Below are 20,295 nucleotides of genomic sequence, written 5' to 3'. Positions count from 1 at the left end.
TTTTTCAGCCTTTCTTTTTTATGTCTTCTATGACATTTATACATTGTTCAATATCATCAGATTGTAAAAGGTGAAAAATAGATTGGATGACGGTAAACTCTAAATTCCACCATTCTACTAACTGCAGTTTTTTGATTATTTCGGATGAAAACCGATATTTCATGAGCTGCTGGGGATTTCCTGCGGCAATTGCATATGGCGGCACATCTTTTGTGATCACACTATTTGCGCCGATCACGGCCCCGTTTCCTATACATACTCCTGACATAATCGTCGCACCATATCCAATCCATACGTCATGTCCAATATGAACATCTCCCTTCGATTTGGGGTGTCCTTTGATGTGGGCAGCTTCGTTGAAGATTTGATTAAACGGATACGTTGTGACCCAATCTGTACGGTGTTCACCACCTAGAAAAATTTTCACTTCGTTTGCAATGGAACAAAACTTCCCAATATTTAATGTCGTTCCTTCCCCCCAAGTCAACACTTGGAAATCTGGCCCGGCATAAGAAAAGTCACCGATATTGTGCGAGCTTAGTTCACTTCTTTGATTCAAAAACATAGAAGATCCGGCCTCCTTAAAAGTGAAAGATCTTCGTATGTATATGCTGCTCTACGCCTTCACATTATGATTGAACAAGCGCTACAATCTGTTTTTTCTTCCATACGAGCTGATAGTAGCTGTATTGGAGGAGTAAGTTTACAAAGAAAGCTGCAGGGTAGCCAATCCATATTCCTTTAATGCCAAGGGATGTATAGTGTGATAGCACATAAGCGACTGGTACTTCTACAAGCCAAATGGAACAAATACTAAAGATTGTCGGCCATAGAACCGTCCCGCTTGCTCTCATTGTGGCTGCAACAATTTGGGCCGTTCCAAAAATGAGATAGCTCCATAGTGTAATGACAACCAAACTATAGGCAATGTCTATCGTCTTAGGATCTGTTAAAAAGATAGATAAAATCTGCGGTGCAAAAATATAAACGAAAATAATGATACATCCGCCTATGGCGAAGTTAAGGCCTAACCCAATCTTAATGACATCTTTCAATCGATTCATATTCCCTGCACCAATGAATTGTGCTGCAAAGATCGAGACCGCAATACCAAGACTCACTGCCGGCATCTGCACATAACTCACGACTTGATTGACAACACCATAGGCTGCTGTCGCCTGTGATCCATAATCGTTAACAAAAGAAATAACGGCAATTTCTGATAAAGAAATGAGAATCATATTAATGCTTGATGGGATACTGAGCTTTAATAACGTTTTTAATAGATCCCCTTTCATCAATAAATGCTTTCTCACCGATGCATCAATGCGAAGCGGGTGCTTTGTCTTATATAAATAGATATGTAGAATAATAAACGTCACAATTGTTGAAATCACAGAAGCATATGCAGCACCGTATAAACCGAACGCCGGCAGTCCCAGCCAGCCAAATAATAAAATGGGCAGCATCAAAATATTCGTTGCCGTACTAATCATTAAGAAATAAAATGGTGTTTTCGAATCCCCTGTCCCTCGCAAGAAGGTCGTATAAACAAAATAAAGAAATAAGATCGGCATTGAGATGAATAGAATTCTAGCATAGCCCGCACTTTCCTCCACGATATTAGCGGGTGTTCCCATGAGGTTTAAGATATCTGTTGCGAAAAAACCTCCAATGATCGCTAAAGATACTCCGATCAAAAAAGTGAATGAAAGTGTTGTGCCAATAATTTCTTTTAATTTCTGTTCATTTTTTGCCCCGTACGCTTGTCCAATAAGGATCGAGCTTCCCGATCCAATTCCAATGGAAAAAGAAACGAGTAAAAAGAAAAGCGGAAAGAATGCAGAAATGGCAGCTACTGCATCCTCTCCAATCCATCTCCCGACAAGAACAATGGACACTAACTGTCCGATCGATTGCAAAATATTGCTTAGCAAAAGCGGGATGAGAAAAATGGACATGGTTTTTACTAAAGATTGATTGTTATCTAACGTCATGATGGTTCTCCTTCTCTCTCTAAATCTAAAGATTCTCAGCTAATATGCTGACAATACGATCTTCTATCTCTTTCCCTTTTTCGTCATCAACAAGGTGATTTAATAAGATGGAAAAAGCGAGCGTCTTTCCGCCCTGCGTATCAATATATCCAGAAAGTGTGCTGACCGTTGTTAACGACCCTGTTTTTGCACGTACTTTTTCTAGTGTAGCTGGTTCTTTTAATCTGTTCCTTAACGTCCCTCCGACCATTCGGTCACTTGCCCCTGCTAAAGGAAGCGCATGTTCATAGGTTTTAAACCATTTTTCTTTTTGAATGTTTGTTAAAAAGAAAGTGAACTGGTTGGCAGAGACAAGGTTAATAGGTGATATCCCCGATCCGTCACGCAGTACTGCAAGCGAAGGATCAACGCCAAACGCAGGAAGCCGTTCATTCATGACGTCCAGCCCAGCTTCAAAGCTCCCTTTGTTCTTCACTTTTTTTCCTAGTTCCTTTAGCAAAATTTCTGCATGAGTATTGTTGCTTAATTTCATCATAGGAACAAGCAGCTCTGATAATGGCATCGATGTATGGGAGGTAATTTTTTTTGCTTTTTTAGGAACTTGTTTGGATTTCAGTGGTCCTTTTACTTGAATGCCTTCCGCCTTTAACGCCCGTTTCATTAAGTCTAAAGCATAGGCGGACGGATCCCATAAAGCTACCCATTGTTTAGATGAGCTTGCTTTAACCGGAATGGTTCCAGTCAACGTTATCTTGTTAGTTCCGTGAGAGCGCTTAAAAGAAATTTTCTTTTTTCCGCCTTCTGGAACTGTTTTCACTTGATTGATGACTTGAGCGACATCCGTCTTCGGGATCATATCAAAGGCGGCTTTCTGTCCTGCTTTTTTTCCAGGTTTTACTTCGAGAATCACGGTCCCTGCATCATAATCTTGATTTGGTGAAGCCGTGAGGGCAGAAATTTGTGCACCGTAATATTGATCCTCATCACTCCAAGGCAGATCAATGGAGTATCTCGTGTCATCAAACCAAGTGTCATCTGCCGCAAGCTGTCCGCGAATGGTATGTATTCCGGCCTTTTTGACTTGTTTGGCAAGTGCTGCAAAATCCTCCTCTAATAAAGTCGGATCTCCGGTGCCGCGAAGATAAAGGCTGCCATGTAACGTTTTCTTTTGAATGGAACCATCCATCCAGATGTCTGTAGGGAATGTGTGTGTTTCTCCAAGAATATCAAGTGCGATGGCTGATGTGAGCAGTTTCATATTAGAAGCAGGAGTAAGACGGATATCGGCTTGATGTTCATAAAGAAGAGAGGTGTCAGAAGTATCGCGGACGCTGATGCCAGAGATCGCGCCCTCTAAATCAGGTGCTGTTCGGATGAATTCGTCTAAAGCTGTCATCCATTGAAGTGAATCGTCACGAGCTTTGAGTTGTTCATCTTTCGCTGAAAAAGGGAGAAATAAAATCGACAGGATACATATTTGTAAAAACATGAGTTGTGAAAAGCGCTTCACGCAATCCCTCCTTTTTGTTGCAGCCAATTTTAGAAGAATATGTTCATTATACACAAAAGAACGTTTGTTCTCAAAGGTTTTTTAAACAGAAAAGTCAGCTTTCTTTGACGAAAACTGACAAGCCCTTTACCTCTTTTCTGGATTCCAGCCATCGGTTCCGCGAAGAACAGCCTGAACTGTGATTTGACTTGCTTCATTTTGGGTTAAAATGGTTGACCATTTTACGCGGTTTGCTGGACTGCTTCCTGCTCCTGTCGATCCAAACTCTTTATATCTGGCCGTTCTTTCGTTGTCACGGTTATCCCAATTATGCCATCCCTCTGCTTTCACATGATCATCCATTTTTGTATGGAGGAATGTTACAGCCGAATGAGGTCTCCACGGACGACCTAAATAAACCGATTGCGCAGCTGCCGTCCCCTTTTTCAGCGTAGAGTCCATGAATACATAGCCGTACCTTTGCGCTTCTGTTGTGGATGCTGCAGTAATATACCCATTTCCAAGACTTTTTATTTCAGCTCTTTTAAACACAGCTGTGGCTGATCCAAAAATAAAATCGACCGTGCCTTCAATATAGCAGTTTTCATAATATTGCCGTCCTGTGCCTGTTGCATAAAGTGTATCTTGATAGCCTAACACGCGTATTTGTTTGAACACAGCCCTGTCACCAGACACATACAGCGCAACTGCCTGACCAGCATGTCTGCCAGCTGTATTTTGAAAGGTGATATTTTCTGCATAAAAATCGTTTGCACGAATCATTGTGCTTGAGCTGTTTGTTGTACTCCCAGTGCTTGCATTTGTATCATCATACGTAAGGATCGTGTTATGCTGGTTTTCGCCAATAAAGGATACGTGTGGTTTATTTTGCGGAAGCAATATTTTTTCTTTATATACGCCATTTTTAATATAGATCGTTGCCCGTTGTTGATTGTTTGCTGGAATCGCATCAATGGCAGACTGAACGGTGCGGTATGATCCGCTTCCCTTTTGATCAACGACAAGGACGCGGTTCGTTTCATACTGATGCCCGGCTTCTGCTGCTTGAAGTGAAGCGAAGTCAAAAAGAAAGAAAGACAAAACTATAACCATCCATACGTTTCTATATTTCATCACATATCTCCTCCTCGTTTTGTGAACGTTTTCTAAACATTCTTTTTGATCCTATTCCATACACGCACAAAAAAACACCCACGTTTTTATGTTGTGGATGTTTTTTTAGACTTCTCATATTGCATCGCATAAATCCCTTCATTTTCAATCCATTCACAAAATAGAACATCTCGATAGGAAGAAATATGCTGCTTTTTTAATTGCTCATTCAGCCAGGATTCATCAAAACCCGCTTCTTTTAGATCCTTTTTTAACATTTCGCCGTCAATAATAAACGTTCTAGGCAATTTGACTTCTTTTCCCTTCACGTTCACATCTTCTGCTGTGGCTGGTGCGTATTTCATTTTCGGAAGAACACTGACAGAGCCGTCAGTTTCCAAAATGGCATATTCAATTTCATTCAGTGCAAAATGGCCTTTTGCGCGAACCAGTGTCTGCAGCTGATTGATATCAAGCATATTCTTCTTCAACCGGTTGTAACGAATCTTCCCCTTATCAATCACAAGAGTAGGTCTTCCTTCTAAAAAAGCGCGAAGGGATTTAAAGCGCTGTGAAAGCGATTCAACTGTATAAATGAGAGCGCCCCATACCGCAACAGCAAATAAAATGTGCTGAATCTTGACTTCCGGATCAAAAATGGCGTTTCCGACCATTTCGCCTAAAATCAGTGCAGAAATAAAATCAAACGGCGTGATTTGTGCAAATTGTGTTTTCCCTAATAATTTTGTAATAATAAATAAAGCGAAAAATCCGATTAAGAGTTCGATCAAAATATTAACGAACGGCACAAAAATTCCTTCCTTTCTTGCTGCATTTATATACAGCATATACATGAAAGGAAGGATCTAAACCATTTATGAAGGCAATAAAATAAAGACATTGTCTCCTTCAACGAATGTTTCATATGTTTTAACGCATCCGTGATCTGGTGCTTGAACGTTTCCTGATGAAAGATCAATTTTCCAATCATGCATTGGACAGAAAACGTGATTCCCGCTGACCATCCCTTCAGCCAAAACGCCGCCTTTATGTGGACAGCGATTTTCAATGGCTTTGAACTGCTTATTAGAGGTTTGAAAAACAGCTAATTCAAGTGTACCGGCTTCAACTGTTTTCCCTAGCTGGAGCGGAAAATCTGATAGGGTGCCAATGTGAACTTTAACAACTGAAACTGTCATATGATCTCATCCCTTCAATTGATTTATACGGAAGCCGTCGCTTTTTGAAATAATTGTCTCGTGTCTTTTTGACTCTCGCGAAGCTCCTGCCAAGGCTCTTCATATGTTGAAAGCGCAATGTCCATTCTTTCGATTAAGGCTGCTCGTTTTTCATCATCCAGGAGTACTGATTGAATATGTTCTAACCCAAATCGTTCAACCCAAGCAGAGGTTCTTTCTAAATAATTTGCCGTTTCTCTGTAATATTGCAGGTATGCTGCGGCCATTTGCTCTACTTCTTCTGCTGTACTGACCTTCATTAATAAATCTCCAGCCCGCAGATGTGTGCCGCCATTTCCGCCGGCATACAATTCAAACCCTCCATCAATTCCCACAATGCCGAGGTCTTTAATTCCGGACTCTGCACAGTTTCTCGGACAAGCAGAGACGGCCATTTTTACTTTATGCGGTGTCGCGAGACCTTCAAATTTCTTTTCAAGTGCAATTCCAAGAGCCATGGAGTCCTGCGTGCCGAACCTGCAAAATTGTTCTCCAACACATGTTTTAACTGTTCTTAAAGATTTCCCATATGCATAACCCGATGGCATATCTAGATCCGCCCACACTTTTGGTAAATCTTCTTTTTTGACACCTAGAAGGTCAATACGCTGACCGCCAGTCATTTTCACAAGCGGTATTTCATATTTGTCGACGACATCGGCTATTTTCCTCAAGTCATTTGCATTGGTGACGCCTCCGTACATTCGCGGAACAACTGAATAGGTGCCATCGTTTTGAATATTGGCATGCATGCGTTCATTTACAAAGCGTGAACTCTTTTCATCTTTGTATTCAAGTGGATGAAGCATGCCTAAATAATAATTCAGTGCAGGTCGGCATTTTGAACAGCCCTCTTCTGTATTCCAGTCAAGTACATTCATCACTTCTTTGACATGCTGCAACCCTTTCTCTTTGATTTCGTGAATGACTTCATCTCGTGAAAGAGTGGTGCAGGCGCAGATGGTCTCTTTTTGAGCTGTCCTGCTTGCATCTTCACCTAGCGTATGCCAAAGAATATCTTCGACAACAGGCTGACAGCCTCCGCAAGATCGTGAGGCACTTGTACATTGCTTGACTTCCTGAAACGTTGTTAAGCCTTCTTTCTGAATGGCTTCCACAATCTGCCCTTTTGACACGCCATTACAGCCGCAAACGATATGGTCGTTTGCCATGCTGTCAATCATGCTTTCTTGCGCTGGATCATTGGAGGTTAAGACAGATACCTTCTCCATATCCGACATATCTATTCCTTCTTTAATGTACGAGAATAAACGAGGTCCATCGCTTGTTTCTCCAAACATGACCGCGCCTACTAATCGGTTTTGCTGGAAGACGAGTTTTTGATAGATGCCTTTTTGTTCGTCAAAAATCTTAATCGCTTTTTTCTCATCGTTTTCAATAAAATCACCAGCTGAAAATACATCAACTCCTGATACTTTCAGCTGTGTTGACAGAACAGAGCCTTCATATGGAGCAGGGTTCAAGCCGCATACATGCTTGGCAAGTACAGTCGCTTGATCGTATAAAGGGGCAACTAATCCGTACGTTTGTCCCCTGTGTTCCACACATTCTCCGACAGCATAAATGCCCGGGACACTTGTTTCCATAAAATCATTGACGATAATACCACGGTTCACTTCAAGCCCGCTTATTTCTGCAAGAATTTTACTTGGTTTAATTCCCGCAGCCATGACGACTAGGTTCGCCTCAAGTGTAGTGCCGTCTGAAAATGATAAACCTTCTACTCTTGTATCTCCTAAAATCTCATTTGTCTGTTTTCCTAGCAGAAATTTCATGCCCTGTTCTTCTAATGCTTTTTGAAGAAGCTGGCCTGCAATAGGGTCTAGCTGGCGTTCCATTAAATGAGAGCCGAGGTGAATGACATTCACTTCCATGCCTAAGTTTAATAGACCGCGTGCTGCTTCAAGCCCAAGGAGTCCGCCTCCGATGACTGCGGCTTTTTTGTACATAGTAGAGGCATTGACCATTTCCTCAGTGTCTTGCAATGTACGAAAAGCCGTCACGCCTTTTTTATCACTCCCTGGAATTGGCAGGATAAATGGACGTGACCCTGTTGCTAAAATCAATCGGTCATAATGCACGGTCCGTCCTTGATCACTGGTGACTGTTTGGTTCTCTGTATCGATCTTCACAATGGTCTCGTTTGTAAACAGCTGAATATCATGCTTTTGATACCAGTTCCAATCGTTTAACGTAATATCTTCGACCTTCGTATCCCCTTGAAGCACTTTCGATAAAAGAATTCGGTTATAGTTAGGATGCGGTTCAGTCCCAAATACCGTCATGTCGAATCGTTCGCCGTCTGTTTTTAAAATGTTTTCAAGGCTTCGAATGCCGGCCATACCGTTCCCCACTAATACGAGTTTTTCTTTCATGAAAAAACACCCCTCATGTGATCATTTTTTAGAAAGTACCATAATCTAAACATAGATGGAAAATACATGTTAAAATTTCTCACATAGTTTTTCATTCACGTAGGCTGACAGCTGTACAGGACAATATTTAAAACCTGGCATTTTACTGTACGGATCAAGTTGATCATCAATTAATTGATTAATTGATTGATGTTTGCTCCAATGAAATGGAACAAATACGGTATCTTTTCGAATGGTGTCTGATATGCGGCATCTGATGATAACACTTCCTCTTTTTGACTTGATGGTCACGAGCTCCCCGTGCTGAAGTCCATACGTTTTCGCTGTGTCAGGATGAAGCTCTGCATATGCTTCAAACTGTCTGGCAACAAGAGAGGTGCTCCTTCTTGTTTGAACGCCTGTTTGGTAATGAGCCATCACCCTGCCGGTCGTTAAATAAAGAGGGTATTCTTGACTGACGGGTTCCTTTGCAGCCTTTTTTCCGTGTGTGACAACGGCAAACTTCGCTAAACTGTCAGAATGTGAGAATGCATGTTCAAATAATCTTTCAGTTCCCGGGTCTTCTAAATGAGTACAAGGCCACCTTATACCATGTTCCTTCCTTAGCCTTTCATAGGTTATGCCTGAATAATCAGCCTTTGCACCTTTCGTTACGGCTCTTAATTCCTCAAAGATCTCTTCTGCGGATGAAAAGGAAAAATGGCTGCCTTTGCCTAATACAGCTGCTATTTCACAAATGATTTGCCAATCGTGCTTTCTTTGGTGTTTAAGTGGATATGTTGCTTCTCTAAGCGTAACGCGCCCCTCTATGTTTGTCACGGTACCTTCATCCTCTAAATATGACGAAGCAGGTAAAATTACATCTGCCAGTGCAGCTGTCTCAGACATAAATAAATCAACAGCAACAAAAAAGGACAAGTTCTTGATGGCTTGCTGAATCAAGTGCGCGTTCGGCCCTGACTGGACAGGATTTGAGCACATTAAAAAGAGCGCTTTGATCTCACCTGCCTGCATTTTTTCAAACATCTCAAAAGCAGACACGCCCTTTCCTGGGAGTTCTTTTTCATCAATGTTCCATCGTTCAGCCATTTCTTTTCTATGAGCAGGGTTTGAGATATCTCGATATCCTGGGAGCTGATCTGCTTTTTGCCCATGCTCTCTTGCTCCTTGGCCATTTCCCTGGCCGGTTATTGCGCCATACCCGCATCCAAAGCGGCCGATCTTCCCAGTAACAAGCAGAATATTCAGGAAATTACGCACAGAGGCTGTACCGTCTATTTGCTGCTCAATGCCTCTTGCTGTAAAAATCATGCCTGTCTTTTCTTGCGCGAATTTCCTTGCTATTTTCTGCATCACATCAATCGTCACGCCAGTTTGCTCAGCAATGTCTGGCAAGGAGATGCGTGAAATGTGCTCCTTTAGTTCTTGGAAACCTGATGTTCGTTGATGAATAAATGATTCATCGATTAAATGCTCATGCAGCATGATGTGTAATATGCCGTTTGCCAAGGCGGCATCTGACCCTGGTTTTAGGCTGACATGTAAATCGGCTAATTGGGCTGTCGGAGTTTTGCGCGGATCAATGACGATGAGAAATGCGCCATTGTTTTTTGCCTCTTCAATGTAGGGCAGGAAGGTTGGCTGACATTCCGCTATATTCGTTCCAACCAATATCAACACCCGTGCATGCTTGATGTCGCTTAAAGGAAAGGTCAGACCACGGTCAAGTCCGAATGTTTGATTTGCGGCAGTTGCTGCCGAAGACATACATAGTCTGCCATTATAATCGATGTATTTCGTTTTCAGCGCCACCCTTGCAAATTTTCCGAGTAAGTACGCTTCCTCATTTGTAATTGATGCGCTTCCGTACACACTGATCACATCATGGCCATGCGACAGCTGAAGGGATTCTATGTTTGTTTTGATTTCTTCGAGAGCCTCCTGCCATGTCGCTTTTACAAATTGTCCGTTTCTTTTGATCAGCGGGTGATTCAGGCGATCTTTATGAAGCGCGTGCTGGTGTGCATGCTGTCCTTTCATACAAAGTCTTCCGTGCGTAGTTGGATTGTGTACACCAATCGTTTGGTAGCGTGTTCGCCCTTCCACATGCTGCTCGATTAATTGCATTTTGCACTGCATACTGCAAAAAGGACATTGGGCTGGGAACACTCGCTTTTGTTCTTCCTGCTTTGATTTTTGCTGGGCATATTGTAAAAAAGATTGACTCATACCTTCACATCCTTATGTCTTACATTTCCTTGTCTTCTTTGGTCAAATTGCGCACAGAGCTCTTCTCTTATTTCCTCATCAAGTAACTTTTCTCGAATAGAAATGTTCCCTTGCCGGGAAAGCCAATCGCCAATGGATTCTTGAAAGTAAGCATTTTTTCTATACTCTTCAAGCAGCGCTTTTAAAAAAGGAATAAGCTCACTTGAATGAGCCAAGGTGTAAAAAAGCTGGCCTCCTATATAAATGTTCCATTCACCCAGCTGCTTTTTCAGACAGATGTCATCAATTAGAGCAAGTTTACACGTGCAAGAAGCACCGGTGATATGAATGGATGTGACAGCTGGTAAAAGTGTATCTTCCACTTGTCTTTCCAGCTCCATCACAAGTGACGTGACAGCTGGATCGTCACAGTCGCATGAAAGGATATGAGATAGTCTTCTTTTCTCATTAGGCATAATTGGCCAATGATTTTTGACGATTTGTGCCGCCTGTTTTGACACACCGATGAGCCGTATTCGTTTATGCTTTGTCAGCTCTGCCTGCTCAATCAGCCTGTTCTCTAACAAAGACGTAATGATTTTCAAAAAATCCAGATCAAGCAACCCTCCATATAATTGAGGAATCAACATGTCTTCCTGATCAGCAGCGCCGATTTTTTCCACCGATCCTTGAAATTGCTCGAGATAGTATTGAATGGCCGGACGGCAGATGCCGCAGCCGTGATTCGTTTTCCATTGAAAATGTCTTCTTATTTCTTCAGCATTCACCGGCTGCTGCTTTTTAATAAACGAAAAAATGGTCTGCTCCTCTACTTCTGTACATGGACAAAAAAAGGCCTGCGATTCCGTTTGTTCATGTGATGGTAACTGGCAGCAAGCACGGACGAGCTCTTGACAGCCGCCGCACCCAGTTGCTGCTCCTGTCTTTTTTTTCACCTCGTCTAAGTTTGTCAGCTGATGAACCGAAATGCTTTTTAAAATCGTCCCTTTTGTAACGGTTTGACATTGGCAGACGAGGTCTTCCATTTTTAATGAATCTAGTGGGGATGATGGCTTTTCATGAAGGGCTTTCATGACCACACTTTTATCACGTCCCACTTTTACATCTTGCAAAAGCTGATCGGCATTCCCCAGCTCTCCGACCAATAAAATACCTGCCAGCGCCTGACGTTCAAAGACGAATTTTTTATACACCTCTTGCTCTTCATCTAAATAAGTCACAGCTGACATAAACGGAGAATGATGTTCAATACATCCAGCAGAATAAATCGGCAAATCAGGTACTTTTAATTTTGTTGAGTAAATGGGCTTTGTTGTATGTGTGATTTTTTCTCCTAAAAAATGCTTAGCGAGCACCCTTGCTTGTTCATAAATGGGCTGAACAAGACCATGCACCATCCCTTGGTGCTCTGCACATTCTCCAATCGCATAAATATTCGGGACATTTGTTTGCATCACTTCATTAACGACAATGGCTTTTCTCGTGTGTATGCCATGATTCTCTGCAAGCTGTATATTCGGACGGATACCTGTTGTAAAAATAACAAGATCAGCATCCACGATGTCGCCATTTTTCAATAGAACGCCTTCTACCCTCTCACCGCCTAAGCATGCAATGGTATGGGCATTTGTTTTCACCTGAATGCCTTTTCGTATGAATTGTCGCTGTAATAATTCGGCAGCTGTTTCATCTAATTGGCGCTGCATCAGCCTCTCCGTATGATGAATGATGGTCGTTTCCAGCCCCGCAATCTGCAGACCGGCTGCTACCTCCACACCAAGCACACCGCCTCCGATCACTGCTGCTTGTTGATAATGCACCGCATCCGCACAAATGGCCTCATAATCATCAATTGTCCGAAAAGCGTATATCCCTTTTTTGGACACACCCTGAATAGGAAGAAAATTCGGCGATGAACCCGTTGCAATGACGAGCTTGTCATAGGGAATTTCCCGGCGCGCATCTGTCATGACACACTTTTGATTTGTATCGATATGTACAACTGATTCTCCTTTGTACAATGTGATGTCATGCGCGGTGTACCATTCTTTTTCCTTTAGTTGAATTTCAGCGAATGATTCGCTTTTTTGTAAAATCGACGAAAGTTTTATGCGATTGTAGGCAGAGTGCTTCTCTTTTCCAATGACTGTTATGGCATAATGTTCTGGCTGCTTTTGAATGATCTCTTCGATACATTTCATACTCGCCATGCCGTTTCCGATAAACACAAGTTTGCGTTTTGCCATCTGAAATCAACCTTTCTAAGCCTCTTGCTCGAGCACATTGTATGGATTGATTATGGCACACACTTGTAAAAAAGTGTTTATTCATGTCAATTTTTCTCACATAATACTTTCATTACATAAGTGAACTCGTTATCTTTAAGTCAGAAAATTCAAAATAGAGGAGGCGTTTTATGAAACTCTCAGAATTAAAATCAAGTGGTCATCCTAAGACATTGTTTGGTTCCTTTTTATATTTTGATGTGAGCTTTATGATTTGGGTTTTGTTAGGGGCGCTGGGTGCTTTTATTGCGCAAGATTTTGCTTTATCAACCGTAGAGAAAGGCATGATTGTGGCCATTCCAATTCTATCTGGTTCTTTTTTTCGGATTGTGCTTGGTTTATGCACCGATCGAATAGGACCTAAAAAGACTGCAGTGATAGGAATGCTTTTAACGACCATTCCGCTTGTTTGGGGGTTTATCGCTGGTACAACCCTTTCAGAGCTCGTACTGATAGGGATTTTGCTTGGAGTAGCAGGAGCAAGTTTCGCTGTTGCTTTGCCAATGGCAAGCCGCTGGTATCCTCCTCACTTACAAGGAGTAGCCATGGGGATTGCAGGCGCCGGGAATAGTGGAACACTAATCTCCACCTTATTTGGTCCAAGGCTTGCGGAGATTTACGGGTGGCATGCCGTAATGGGGTTCGCTCTGCTTCCGTTAAGTCTTGTCTTTTTGTTTTTTATTTTCACTGCTAAAGATGCACCAAATCAGCCTGCTCCTCAGCCGATTCGGTCGTACTTTTCAGTATTTCAAGTGAAATCGACATGGTTTTTCTGTTTGCTTTATGCGATCACATTCGGAGGGTTTGTCGGGCTTTCCAGTTTCCTCAGTATTTTCTTTGTAGATCAATATGGGGTTTCGAAGATTCATGCTGGTGATTTTGTGACCCTTTGTGTGGCGGCAGGCAGCTTCTTTCGGCCTGTGGGCGGTCTCATTGCCGATAGAATAGGCGGAATGAAAGTACTGCTTGCATTATTCGGAATCATCGGCATCTGCTTAGGAGGAGTGAGCAGTCTTCCAGCTTTACCTGTGGTTATTGCGCTTTTATTTGTGGGGATGATGTGCCTTGGGATGGGGAATGGCGCTGTTTTTCAGCTGGTGCCTCAAGTATTTCATAAAGAAATTGGGATTGTGACCGGAATTGTTGGGGCTGCTGGAGGCATTGGCGGATTCTTTTTACCTAATATTCTTGGCAGTTTAAAAGAATTGACTGGCTCATATACGTTTGGCTTTTTGACCATTTCCCTTTTTGTTCTTATTGTCTTCCTCTGTTTAGTCGTATCGCAGCTTAAACGTAAAAAAGTGTTAATCAACCATACCATTTCTGAATCATAAAAAGCCATGACCATATGCTGGTCATGGCTTTTCTTTATATTGTAACACCCTTTGTTTGACCTATTTTGGCAGAACCGAACTCCCCATTAAATAACGGTCTACCTCGTGCGCCACTTGTCTGCCTTCATTAATTGCCCAGACAATCAAGCTTTGCCCGCGTCTTGCATCTCCCGCTGCAAATACGCCTTCTACATTTGTTGTATATTCCCCATATTTTGCGTCAATGCGATTGTTTTTGCTGTCCACGCCAAAGTGTTTCACAAGCGGCTGTTCAGTTCCCTCAAAACCAATTGCAATAAAGACGAGCTGAGCAGGCCATACCTTCTCTGTCCCTGGAATTTCATGAAATTCAAACTTCCCTTGTTCGTTTTTCACCTTTTCCATTTGAATGGTATGAAGCTCTTTTAATTTCCCATTTTTATCTGCCACAATCTTTGTGGTTTGAATTGAATATTGACGCGGATCTTCTCCGAATTTTGCTTGTGCTTCTTCATAAGCATAATCCAGCGAGAAGACATAAGGCTGTTCTGGCCACATGTTATCCCCTACACGTGTATCCGGAAGCTTTGGATGCTTCCCGAATTGAACAACACTTTTTGCTTTTTGGCGAAGTGCAGTTGCGACGCAGTCTGCACCTGTATCTCCTCCGCCAATCACAATCACGTCTTTTCCTTTTGCATCAATGAAGTTTTTATCTTTAAATCCTGAATCAAGCATGCTTTTCGTTGCGAGGGTTAAATAATCCATCGCAAGGTGAATTCCTTTTGCTTCCCGGCCTTCAATCAACAGATCACGCTGCTTTTGTGCACCTGTACAAAGGATAACTGCATCAAACTGCTCTTTCAGTTCGTCGGCAGTTATATCTACGCCGATTTCTGTGTTCGTCACAAAGTCAATGCCTTCTTGTCTTAGAAGTTTGACTCTTCGCTCGACCACTTCTTTGTCGAGCTTCATATTCGGAATCCCGTATGTCAGCAGTCCGCCAAGGCGGTCAGAACGTTCGAACACTGTTACAGCGTGCCCTGCTTGGTTTAATTGATCAGCACTTGCAAGTCCTGCTGGTCCTGAGCCGACAATGGCAATTTTCTTCCCTGTACGGCTTGAAGGGATTCTTGGTGTGATCCATCCATTTTCAAAGCCTTTATCAATGATCGTGCGTTCGATATTTTTAATCGAAACAGCTGGATCATTAATAGCGACTGTACATGAACCCTCACAAGGCGCAGGACATACTCTCCCAGTAAACTCTGGGAAATTATTTGTTTTTTGCAGTCTTTCGAGAGCTTCTTTCCATCTCCCGCGATAGACAAGATCATTCCACTCTGGAATTAAATTGTAGATCGGGCAGCCAGACACGCCGCCCCTGATCTCCATCCCAATTTGACAAAACGGTGTTCCGCAATCCATACATCTAGCGCCCTGCTTCTTCAATACGTCATCTGTATAAGGAGCTGAATATTCTTTCCAGTCATTTTGACGAGTGAGAGGGTCACGTTCATTTGGCTTTTCTCTTTTATAATCCATAAAACCTGTTGCTTTGCCCATTGTCCTCTCCCCTTTCTTAATGAGCGAGGGCTGCTTTTTGCCCGTTTGCCGTTTCTTGATTTTTCGGTTTTGTGTTTGCTTCAAAGGCAAACATCACCGCTTCTTCATGACTGAGGCCCGCTTGTTTTTGTTCTTCGATGCTTTGAAGCATCATTTTGTAATTTCTCGGGATGACTTTGATGAATTGATTCTTTTCTTGCTCCCAGTTTTCAAGAAGTGCTGCTGCTTTTGAGCTGTTTGTATAATCAAGGTGCTCCTTAATCATTTGTTTCACTTCTAATTCTTCTTCATGATCTGTGAGCTTTTCAAACATGATCATTTCCATGTTACACATTCTTTTGAACTGTTTTGCATCTGATGTATGGATGTAGGCCACACCGCCAGACATACCTGCACCAAAGTTTTTCCCAACATCTCCTAAAATGACGACACGTCCACCAGTCATGTATTCACAGCCGTGATCTCCGATTCCTTCAACAACGACATGTACACCTGAATTACGAACAGCAAATCGTTCACCAGCACGCCCGTTAATATAAGCTTTTCCGCTAGTTGCACCGTAAAATGCGACGTTACCTACAATGACGTTTTCATGTCCATTTTGTACAAAGTGATCAGATGTTTTCACAGCAATTTTGCCTCCTGAGAGTCCTTTGCCGATATAGTCATTTGAATCACCTGTTAAATAGAGAGACATGCCCTTTGGTACAAATGCGCCGAAGCTTTGTCCAGCTGAACCAGTGAATCTTAATGTGATCGTATCCTCTGGCAAGCCCTCTTCCCCGTAGCGCTTAGACACTTCACTGCCAGTAATGGTTCCGGCCACACGGTTGATATTGCGAATGTTCAATGATAGATCAACCGGTGTTTGATGATTCAGCGCTTCTTGCACATAAGGAAGGATTTCATTCATATCCAGCGATTCGTCAATTTTATGATTTTGCGGTGTTCTGAATGTCCTCGCTCCTTCTGGCTGATAAAGCAGTGTTTCAAGGTTTAGCTGGCCTGCTTTCCAGTGAGCTTTTGCTCGTTCACTGACCGTTAGGACGTCCGTACGTCCGATTAATTCATCCATTGATGTAAAGCCAAGTTCCGCTAAGATTTCTCTTACTTCCTCTGCAATAAACATCATGAAGTTCACAATGTGATCAGGGTTACCCATGAACTTTTTGCGAAGCTCTGGATTTTGTGTGGCAACACCGACTGGGCAAGTATCTAAATGACATGCTCTCATCATTACGCAGCCCAGCACGACAAGTGGAGCTGTCGCAAAGCCGTATTCTTCTGCTCCTAAAATCGCAGCCATCACAACGTCGCGGCCAGTCATTAACTTTCCGTCTGTTTCAAGAACGACTCTCTCGCGAAGACCATTTAACACAAGTGTTTGATGCGCCTCTGCCAATCCAAGCTCCCAAGGAAGCCCTGTGTGTTTAATACTTGTTTTCGGTGAAGCTCCTGTACCGCCATCATACCCGCTGATGACAATGACGTCCGCAGTTCCTTTTGCTACACCTGCTGCAATCGTACCAACTCCGGCTTTAGATACAAGCTTGACACTGATGCGTGCATCACGGTTCGCGTTTTTCAAATCATGAATCAGCTGTGCCAAATCCTCAATGGAATAAATATCATGATGCGGCGGTGGTGAAATCAATCCGACACCTGGCGTAGAACCACGTACATCGGCCACCCAAGGATACACTTTATTTCCTGGCAGCTGTCCGCCTTCTCCAGGTTTTGCTCCTTGCGCCATTTTAATTTGCAGTTCATCTGCATTGACCAAGTAATGACTTTTCACACCAAATCGGCCAGAAGCGATTTGTTTAATCGCACTTCTACGGTCATCTCCATGTTCATCTACTGTAAAGCGGGCAGGATCTTCTCCGCCTTCTCCGCTGTTACTTTTACCGCCAATTCGGTTCATCGCAATCGCAAGTGCTTCATGCGCTTCTTTACTTAAAGATCCAAATGACATGGCACCTGTCTTAAAGCGGCGCACGATGGATTCAGTAGATTCAACCTCTTCCAGACGAACTGGCTTTTGTTTTGGCTGAAATGCAAACAAATTTCTGAGGAAGCCGATTCTTTCTTCATCTGCTGCCTTTGTATATTGTTTAAATAGATCGTAATCTTCATTACGGCATGCCCACTGGAGCGTATGGATCGTTTTTGGGTTAAAAGCATGGTGTTCTCCATCTTTTCTCCACTGGAATTCACTGCCTGATTCAAGCGTCTGGTCAGTTGCTGCTTGATACCCTGCTTCATGGCGAAGTTTCGCCTCATGGGCAATGGTGTCAAGATCAATCCCGCCAAGCTGAGAAGCTGTTCCTGTGAAATACTCTTGAATGACGTCTTCACTAATTCCGACTGCTTCAAAGATTTGCGCGCCTCTATAACTCTGTACAGTGGAAATTCCCACTTTGGACATGACTTTGACGACACCTTCTGTCACGCTTTTACCAAACTTTGTAACTGCTTCATCAAAGCTGATCGAAATCGCTTCGTCTGCAATCAGCTGTTTATACGTTTCATAGACAAGGTAAGGATGGATCGCATCTGCCCCGTAGCCAATCAGTGCGGCAAAATGATGGACCTCTCTCACCTCTCCAGATTCAACGATCAGACTGACCTTTGTCCGTAAGCCTTGACGCACAAGGTGCTGATGAAGTGCACTTAGCGCAAGAAGTGGTGGAATCGGTACTTTTTGTTCTGTCATTTCACGATCTGAAAGGATTAATAAAGAGACACCTTCTCTGATCGCTTTTTCCGCCTCTTCAAACATCGCATCCAGTCCGCGCTTTAAATCATCGGTGAAAAGTGTATGAATGGTTTTGCTTTTAAAGGCATTATGAACAATCGTTTTCAAGCCGTTAAATTGTCCGCTTGTTAAGACCGGTGTATAAAGTTTAATTCTTCGGCATGAATATTCATTTGGATGTAAAATATCGCCTTCAGCACCTAACCAAGTCATGGTTGATGTCACGAGCTGCTCACGAATGGCATCAATCGGCGGATTCGTGACTTGTGCAAACAGCTGCTTAAAATAATGAAAAAGAGACTGCGCACGATCTGATAACACAGCAAGAGGTGTGTCACTTCCCATTGAACCGATTGGGTCCTTGCCTTCCTCTAGTAATGGAATTAAATACTTTTGAATGTCTTCGTACGTATAATGGAACGCACGTTGACGCGTCAATAAATCATCCATTATACTAGAATTTTCTGAATTTTCTTCCGAGCGATTGACATGGACCATTTCTTCATCGAGCCATTTTTGATAAGGAAGTTCATTCGCAATGGTCGATTTCACTTCTTCGTCAGAAATAATTCGTCCTTCTTCTAGATCAATGAGCAGCATTTTACCAGGCTCAAGACGATCTTTATACTTAACATCTTCTTCATTCGTGTCGATCACGCCAACTTCAGAAGAGAAAATGATATGATCATCATTTGTGACATAATATCTTGCCGGTCTTAATCCGTTTCGGTCTAAGATCGCCCCGATTTGTTTACCATCCGTAAAGGAAATGGCTGTTGGTCCATCCCACGGCTCCATGAGAGAACTATGGTATTCATAAAATGCCCGTTTCTCTTTCGACATGTGCGTGTTTTCCGTCCAAGGCTCAGGAATCAGCATCATTGCTGTATGAGCAGGTGTTCGGCCTGCAAGCACAAAGAATTCAAAGGCATTGTCTAAAATGGATGAATCACTTCCGTCTGCATTCAGCACTGGCAAAATCTTGTCTAAATCGTCTCCGAAGGCTTCAGATACGAATTGTTGTTCTCTTGCTCTCATCCAATTGATGTTTCCTCTTAATGTGTTGATTTCTCCGTTGTGAATTAAGTAGCGGTTTGGATGGGCTCTTTCCCATGTCGGAAATGTATTTGTACTAAATCTTGAATGAACAAGTGAAAATGCAGAAACAAATGTTTCATCCTGTAGATCAAGATAAAACGCATCAACTTGATCTGATGTTAAAAGTCCTTTGTATACGATGGTTTGGCTCGAGAGACTGACAAAGTAAAATTGCTTTTCCTCTCTTGTTCCCCAGTTCTCAGCCTGTTTACGAATGACATATAATTTTCGTTCAAATGACAAACGATCTGTGATGTTGTCGTTTGCTCCGATAAAGACCTGTCTCACAACCGGACAGCTCTTCGCTGCGACAGTACCAATTTTTCCGGCATCGACAGGAACCGTTCTCCAGCCAATTAATGTTTGACCTTCTTGTTTAATGAACCCGTTGATTTTCTGTTCGATGGCTTGACGCGTTTTTTCGTCATCATCTTTTGAAAAGAAGACCATTCCTACCCCGTAACGGCCTTTTTCAGGAAGTGCAAATTCTTTGCAGTTCTTTCTAAAGAAAGCGTCTGGCAGCTGTACCATTAAACCGGCACCATCACCTGTATACGGATCACTGCCTTGCCCGCCGCGGTGATCAAGCTGGCACAGCATTTGTAATCCCTTTTTGACGATGCTATGTGTCGCCTCCCCTTTTAAATGGGCGTACAGTCCGATTCCACATGCATCATGTTCAAATTCAGGACGGTAGAGACCTTGTGGTTGTGGTAGTTGATTATAAGTCATCGTTTCTCTCCCCCGTTTAAAAGATCCGTTTTTTCACAGTAATAAAATCTCACAAACTCTGTAACTTATTTTAAGTTTTCA

Annotated in this window: 12 protein-coding genes; 1 reads left to right on the top strand and 11 read right to left on the bottom strand. The window is 42.6% G+C overall.

The window, feature by feature from the left end; all coding sequences use genetic code 11:
• Window positions 1-4: 4 nt before the first annotated feature.
• From JVX94_RS04710 to JVX94_RS04670, 9 genes are all read right to left on the bottom strand, one after another.
• Complete coding sequence (locus JVX94_RS04710) at window positions 5-565, bottom strand: CatB-related O-acetyltransferase (RefSeq protein WP_095408736.1); 561 nt, start codon at window positions 563-565, stop codon at window positions 5-7.
• Between the two features lie 64 nt (window positions 566-629).
• Entirely contained in the window at window positions 630-1,997 is a 1,368-nt protein-coding gene (locus tag JVX94_RS04705) for an MATE family efflux transporter (RefSeq protein ID WP_203129939.1), read from the bottom strand.
• 25 nt (window positions 1,998-2,022) lie between these two features.
• Complete coding sequence (dacB, locus tag JVX94_RS04700; RefSeq protein WP_205184694.1) at window positions 2,023-3,507, bottom strand: D-alanyl-D-alanine carboxypeptidase/D-alanyl-D-alanine endopeptidase; 1,485 nt, start codon at window positions 3,505-3,507, stop codon at window positions 2,023-2,025.
• A gap of 126 nt (window positions 3,508-3,633) precedes the next feature.
• Window positions 3,634-4,620, bottom strand: a complete 987-nt coding sequence (locus JVX94_RS04695; protein WP_205184691.1) for a pectinesterase family protein — start codon at window positions 4,618-4,620, stop codon at window positions 3,634-3,636.
• 86 nt (window positions 4,621-4,706) lie between these two features.
• Window positions 4,707-5,447 carry a DUF421 domain-containing protein gene (locus JVX94_RS04690; RefSeq protein WP_186437311.1) on the bottom strand — a complete coding sequence of 247 codons (741 nt, stop codon included), beginning with the start codon at window positions 5,445-5,447 and terminating at the stop codon, window positions 4,707-4,709.
• Between the two features lie 27 nt (window positions 5,448-5,474).
• Complete coding sequence (gene nirD / locus JVX94_RS04685) at window positions 5,475-5,798, bottom strand: nitrite reductase small subunit NirD (protein ID WP_024422642.1); 324 nt, start codon at window positions 5,796-5,798, stop codon at window positions 5,475-5,477.
• Between the two features lie 23 nt (window positions 5,799-5,821).
• Window positions 5,822-8,233, bottom strand: coding sequence for a nitrite reductase large subunit NirB (gene nirB, locus JVX94_RS04680; protein WP_205184689.1), 2,412 nt, complete (start codon window positions 8,231-8,233; stop codon window positions 5,822-5,824).
• A 69-nt stretch (window positions 8,234-8,302) separates the two neighbouring features.
• Window positions 8,303-10,462: an assimilatory nitrate reductase catalytic subunit NasC gene (nasC, locus tag JVX94_RS04675; protein WP_205184687.1), complete on the bottom strand. Its 2,160-nt coding sequence runs from the start codon at window positions 10,460-10,462 to the stop codon at window positions 8,303-8,305.
• The gene (locus JVX94_RS04670) at window positions 10,459-12,708 is read right to left on the bottom strand and encodes an FAD-dependent oxidoreductase (protein WP_205184685.1); all 2,250 of its coding nucleotides are present in this window, start codon (window positions 12,706-12,708) and stop codon (window positions 10,459-10,461) included. Before JVX94_RS04670 ends, nasC begins: the two co-directional genes overlap by 4 nt.
• A 170-nt stretch (window positions 12,709-12,878) precedes the next feature.
• Here JVX94_RS04670 and JVX94_RS04665 point away from each other — a divergent pair, with 170 nt between their 5' ends.
• Window positions 12,879-14,081, top strand: a complete 1,203-nt coding sequence (locus tag JVX94_RS04665; protein ID WP_205184683.1) for a nitrate/nitrite transporter — start codon at window positions 12,879-12,881, stop codon at window positions 14,079-14,081.
• A gap of 60 nt (window positions 14,082-14,141) precedes the next feature.
• On the opposite strand, the gene gltD is transcribed toward JVX94_RS04665, so the two are convergent.
• Together gltD and gltB are read right to left on the bottom strand one after the other, a co-directional pair.
• The gene (gene gltD / locus JVX94_RS04660; RefSeq protein ID WP_024428371.1) at window positions 14,142-15,626 is read right to left on the bottom strand and encodes a glutamate synthase small subunit; all 1,485 of its coding nucleotides are present in this window, start codon (window positions 15,624-15,626) and stop codon (window positions 14,142-14,144) included.
• A 16-nt stretch (window positions 15,627-15,642) separates the two neighbouring features.
• Window positions 15,643-20,214: a glutamate synthase large subunit gene (gltB, locus tag JVX94_RS04655; protein ID WP_205184681.1), complete on the bottom strand. Its 4,572-nt coding sequence runs from the start codon at window positions 20,212-20,214 to the stop codon at window positions 15,643-15,645.
• Between the last annotated feature and the right edge of the window lie 81 nt (window positions 20,215-20,295).

It is taken from the genome of Bacillus sp. PDNC022 (genome assembly GCF_016919285.1).
Classification (GTDB): domain Bacteria; phylum Bacillota; class Bacilli; order Bacillales; family Bacillaceae; genus Bacillus; species Bacillus safensis.
The sequence above is the reverse complement of the archived record's forward strand: the minus strand, read 5'-3'. Positions and strand labels throughout refer to the sequence as shown.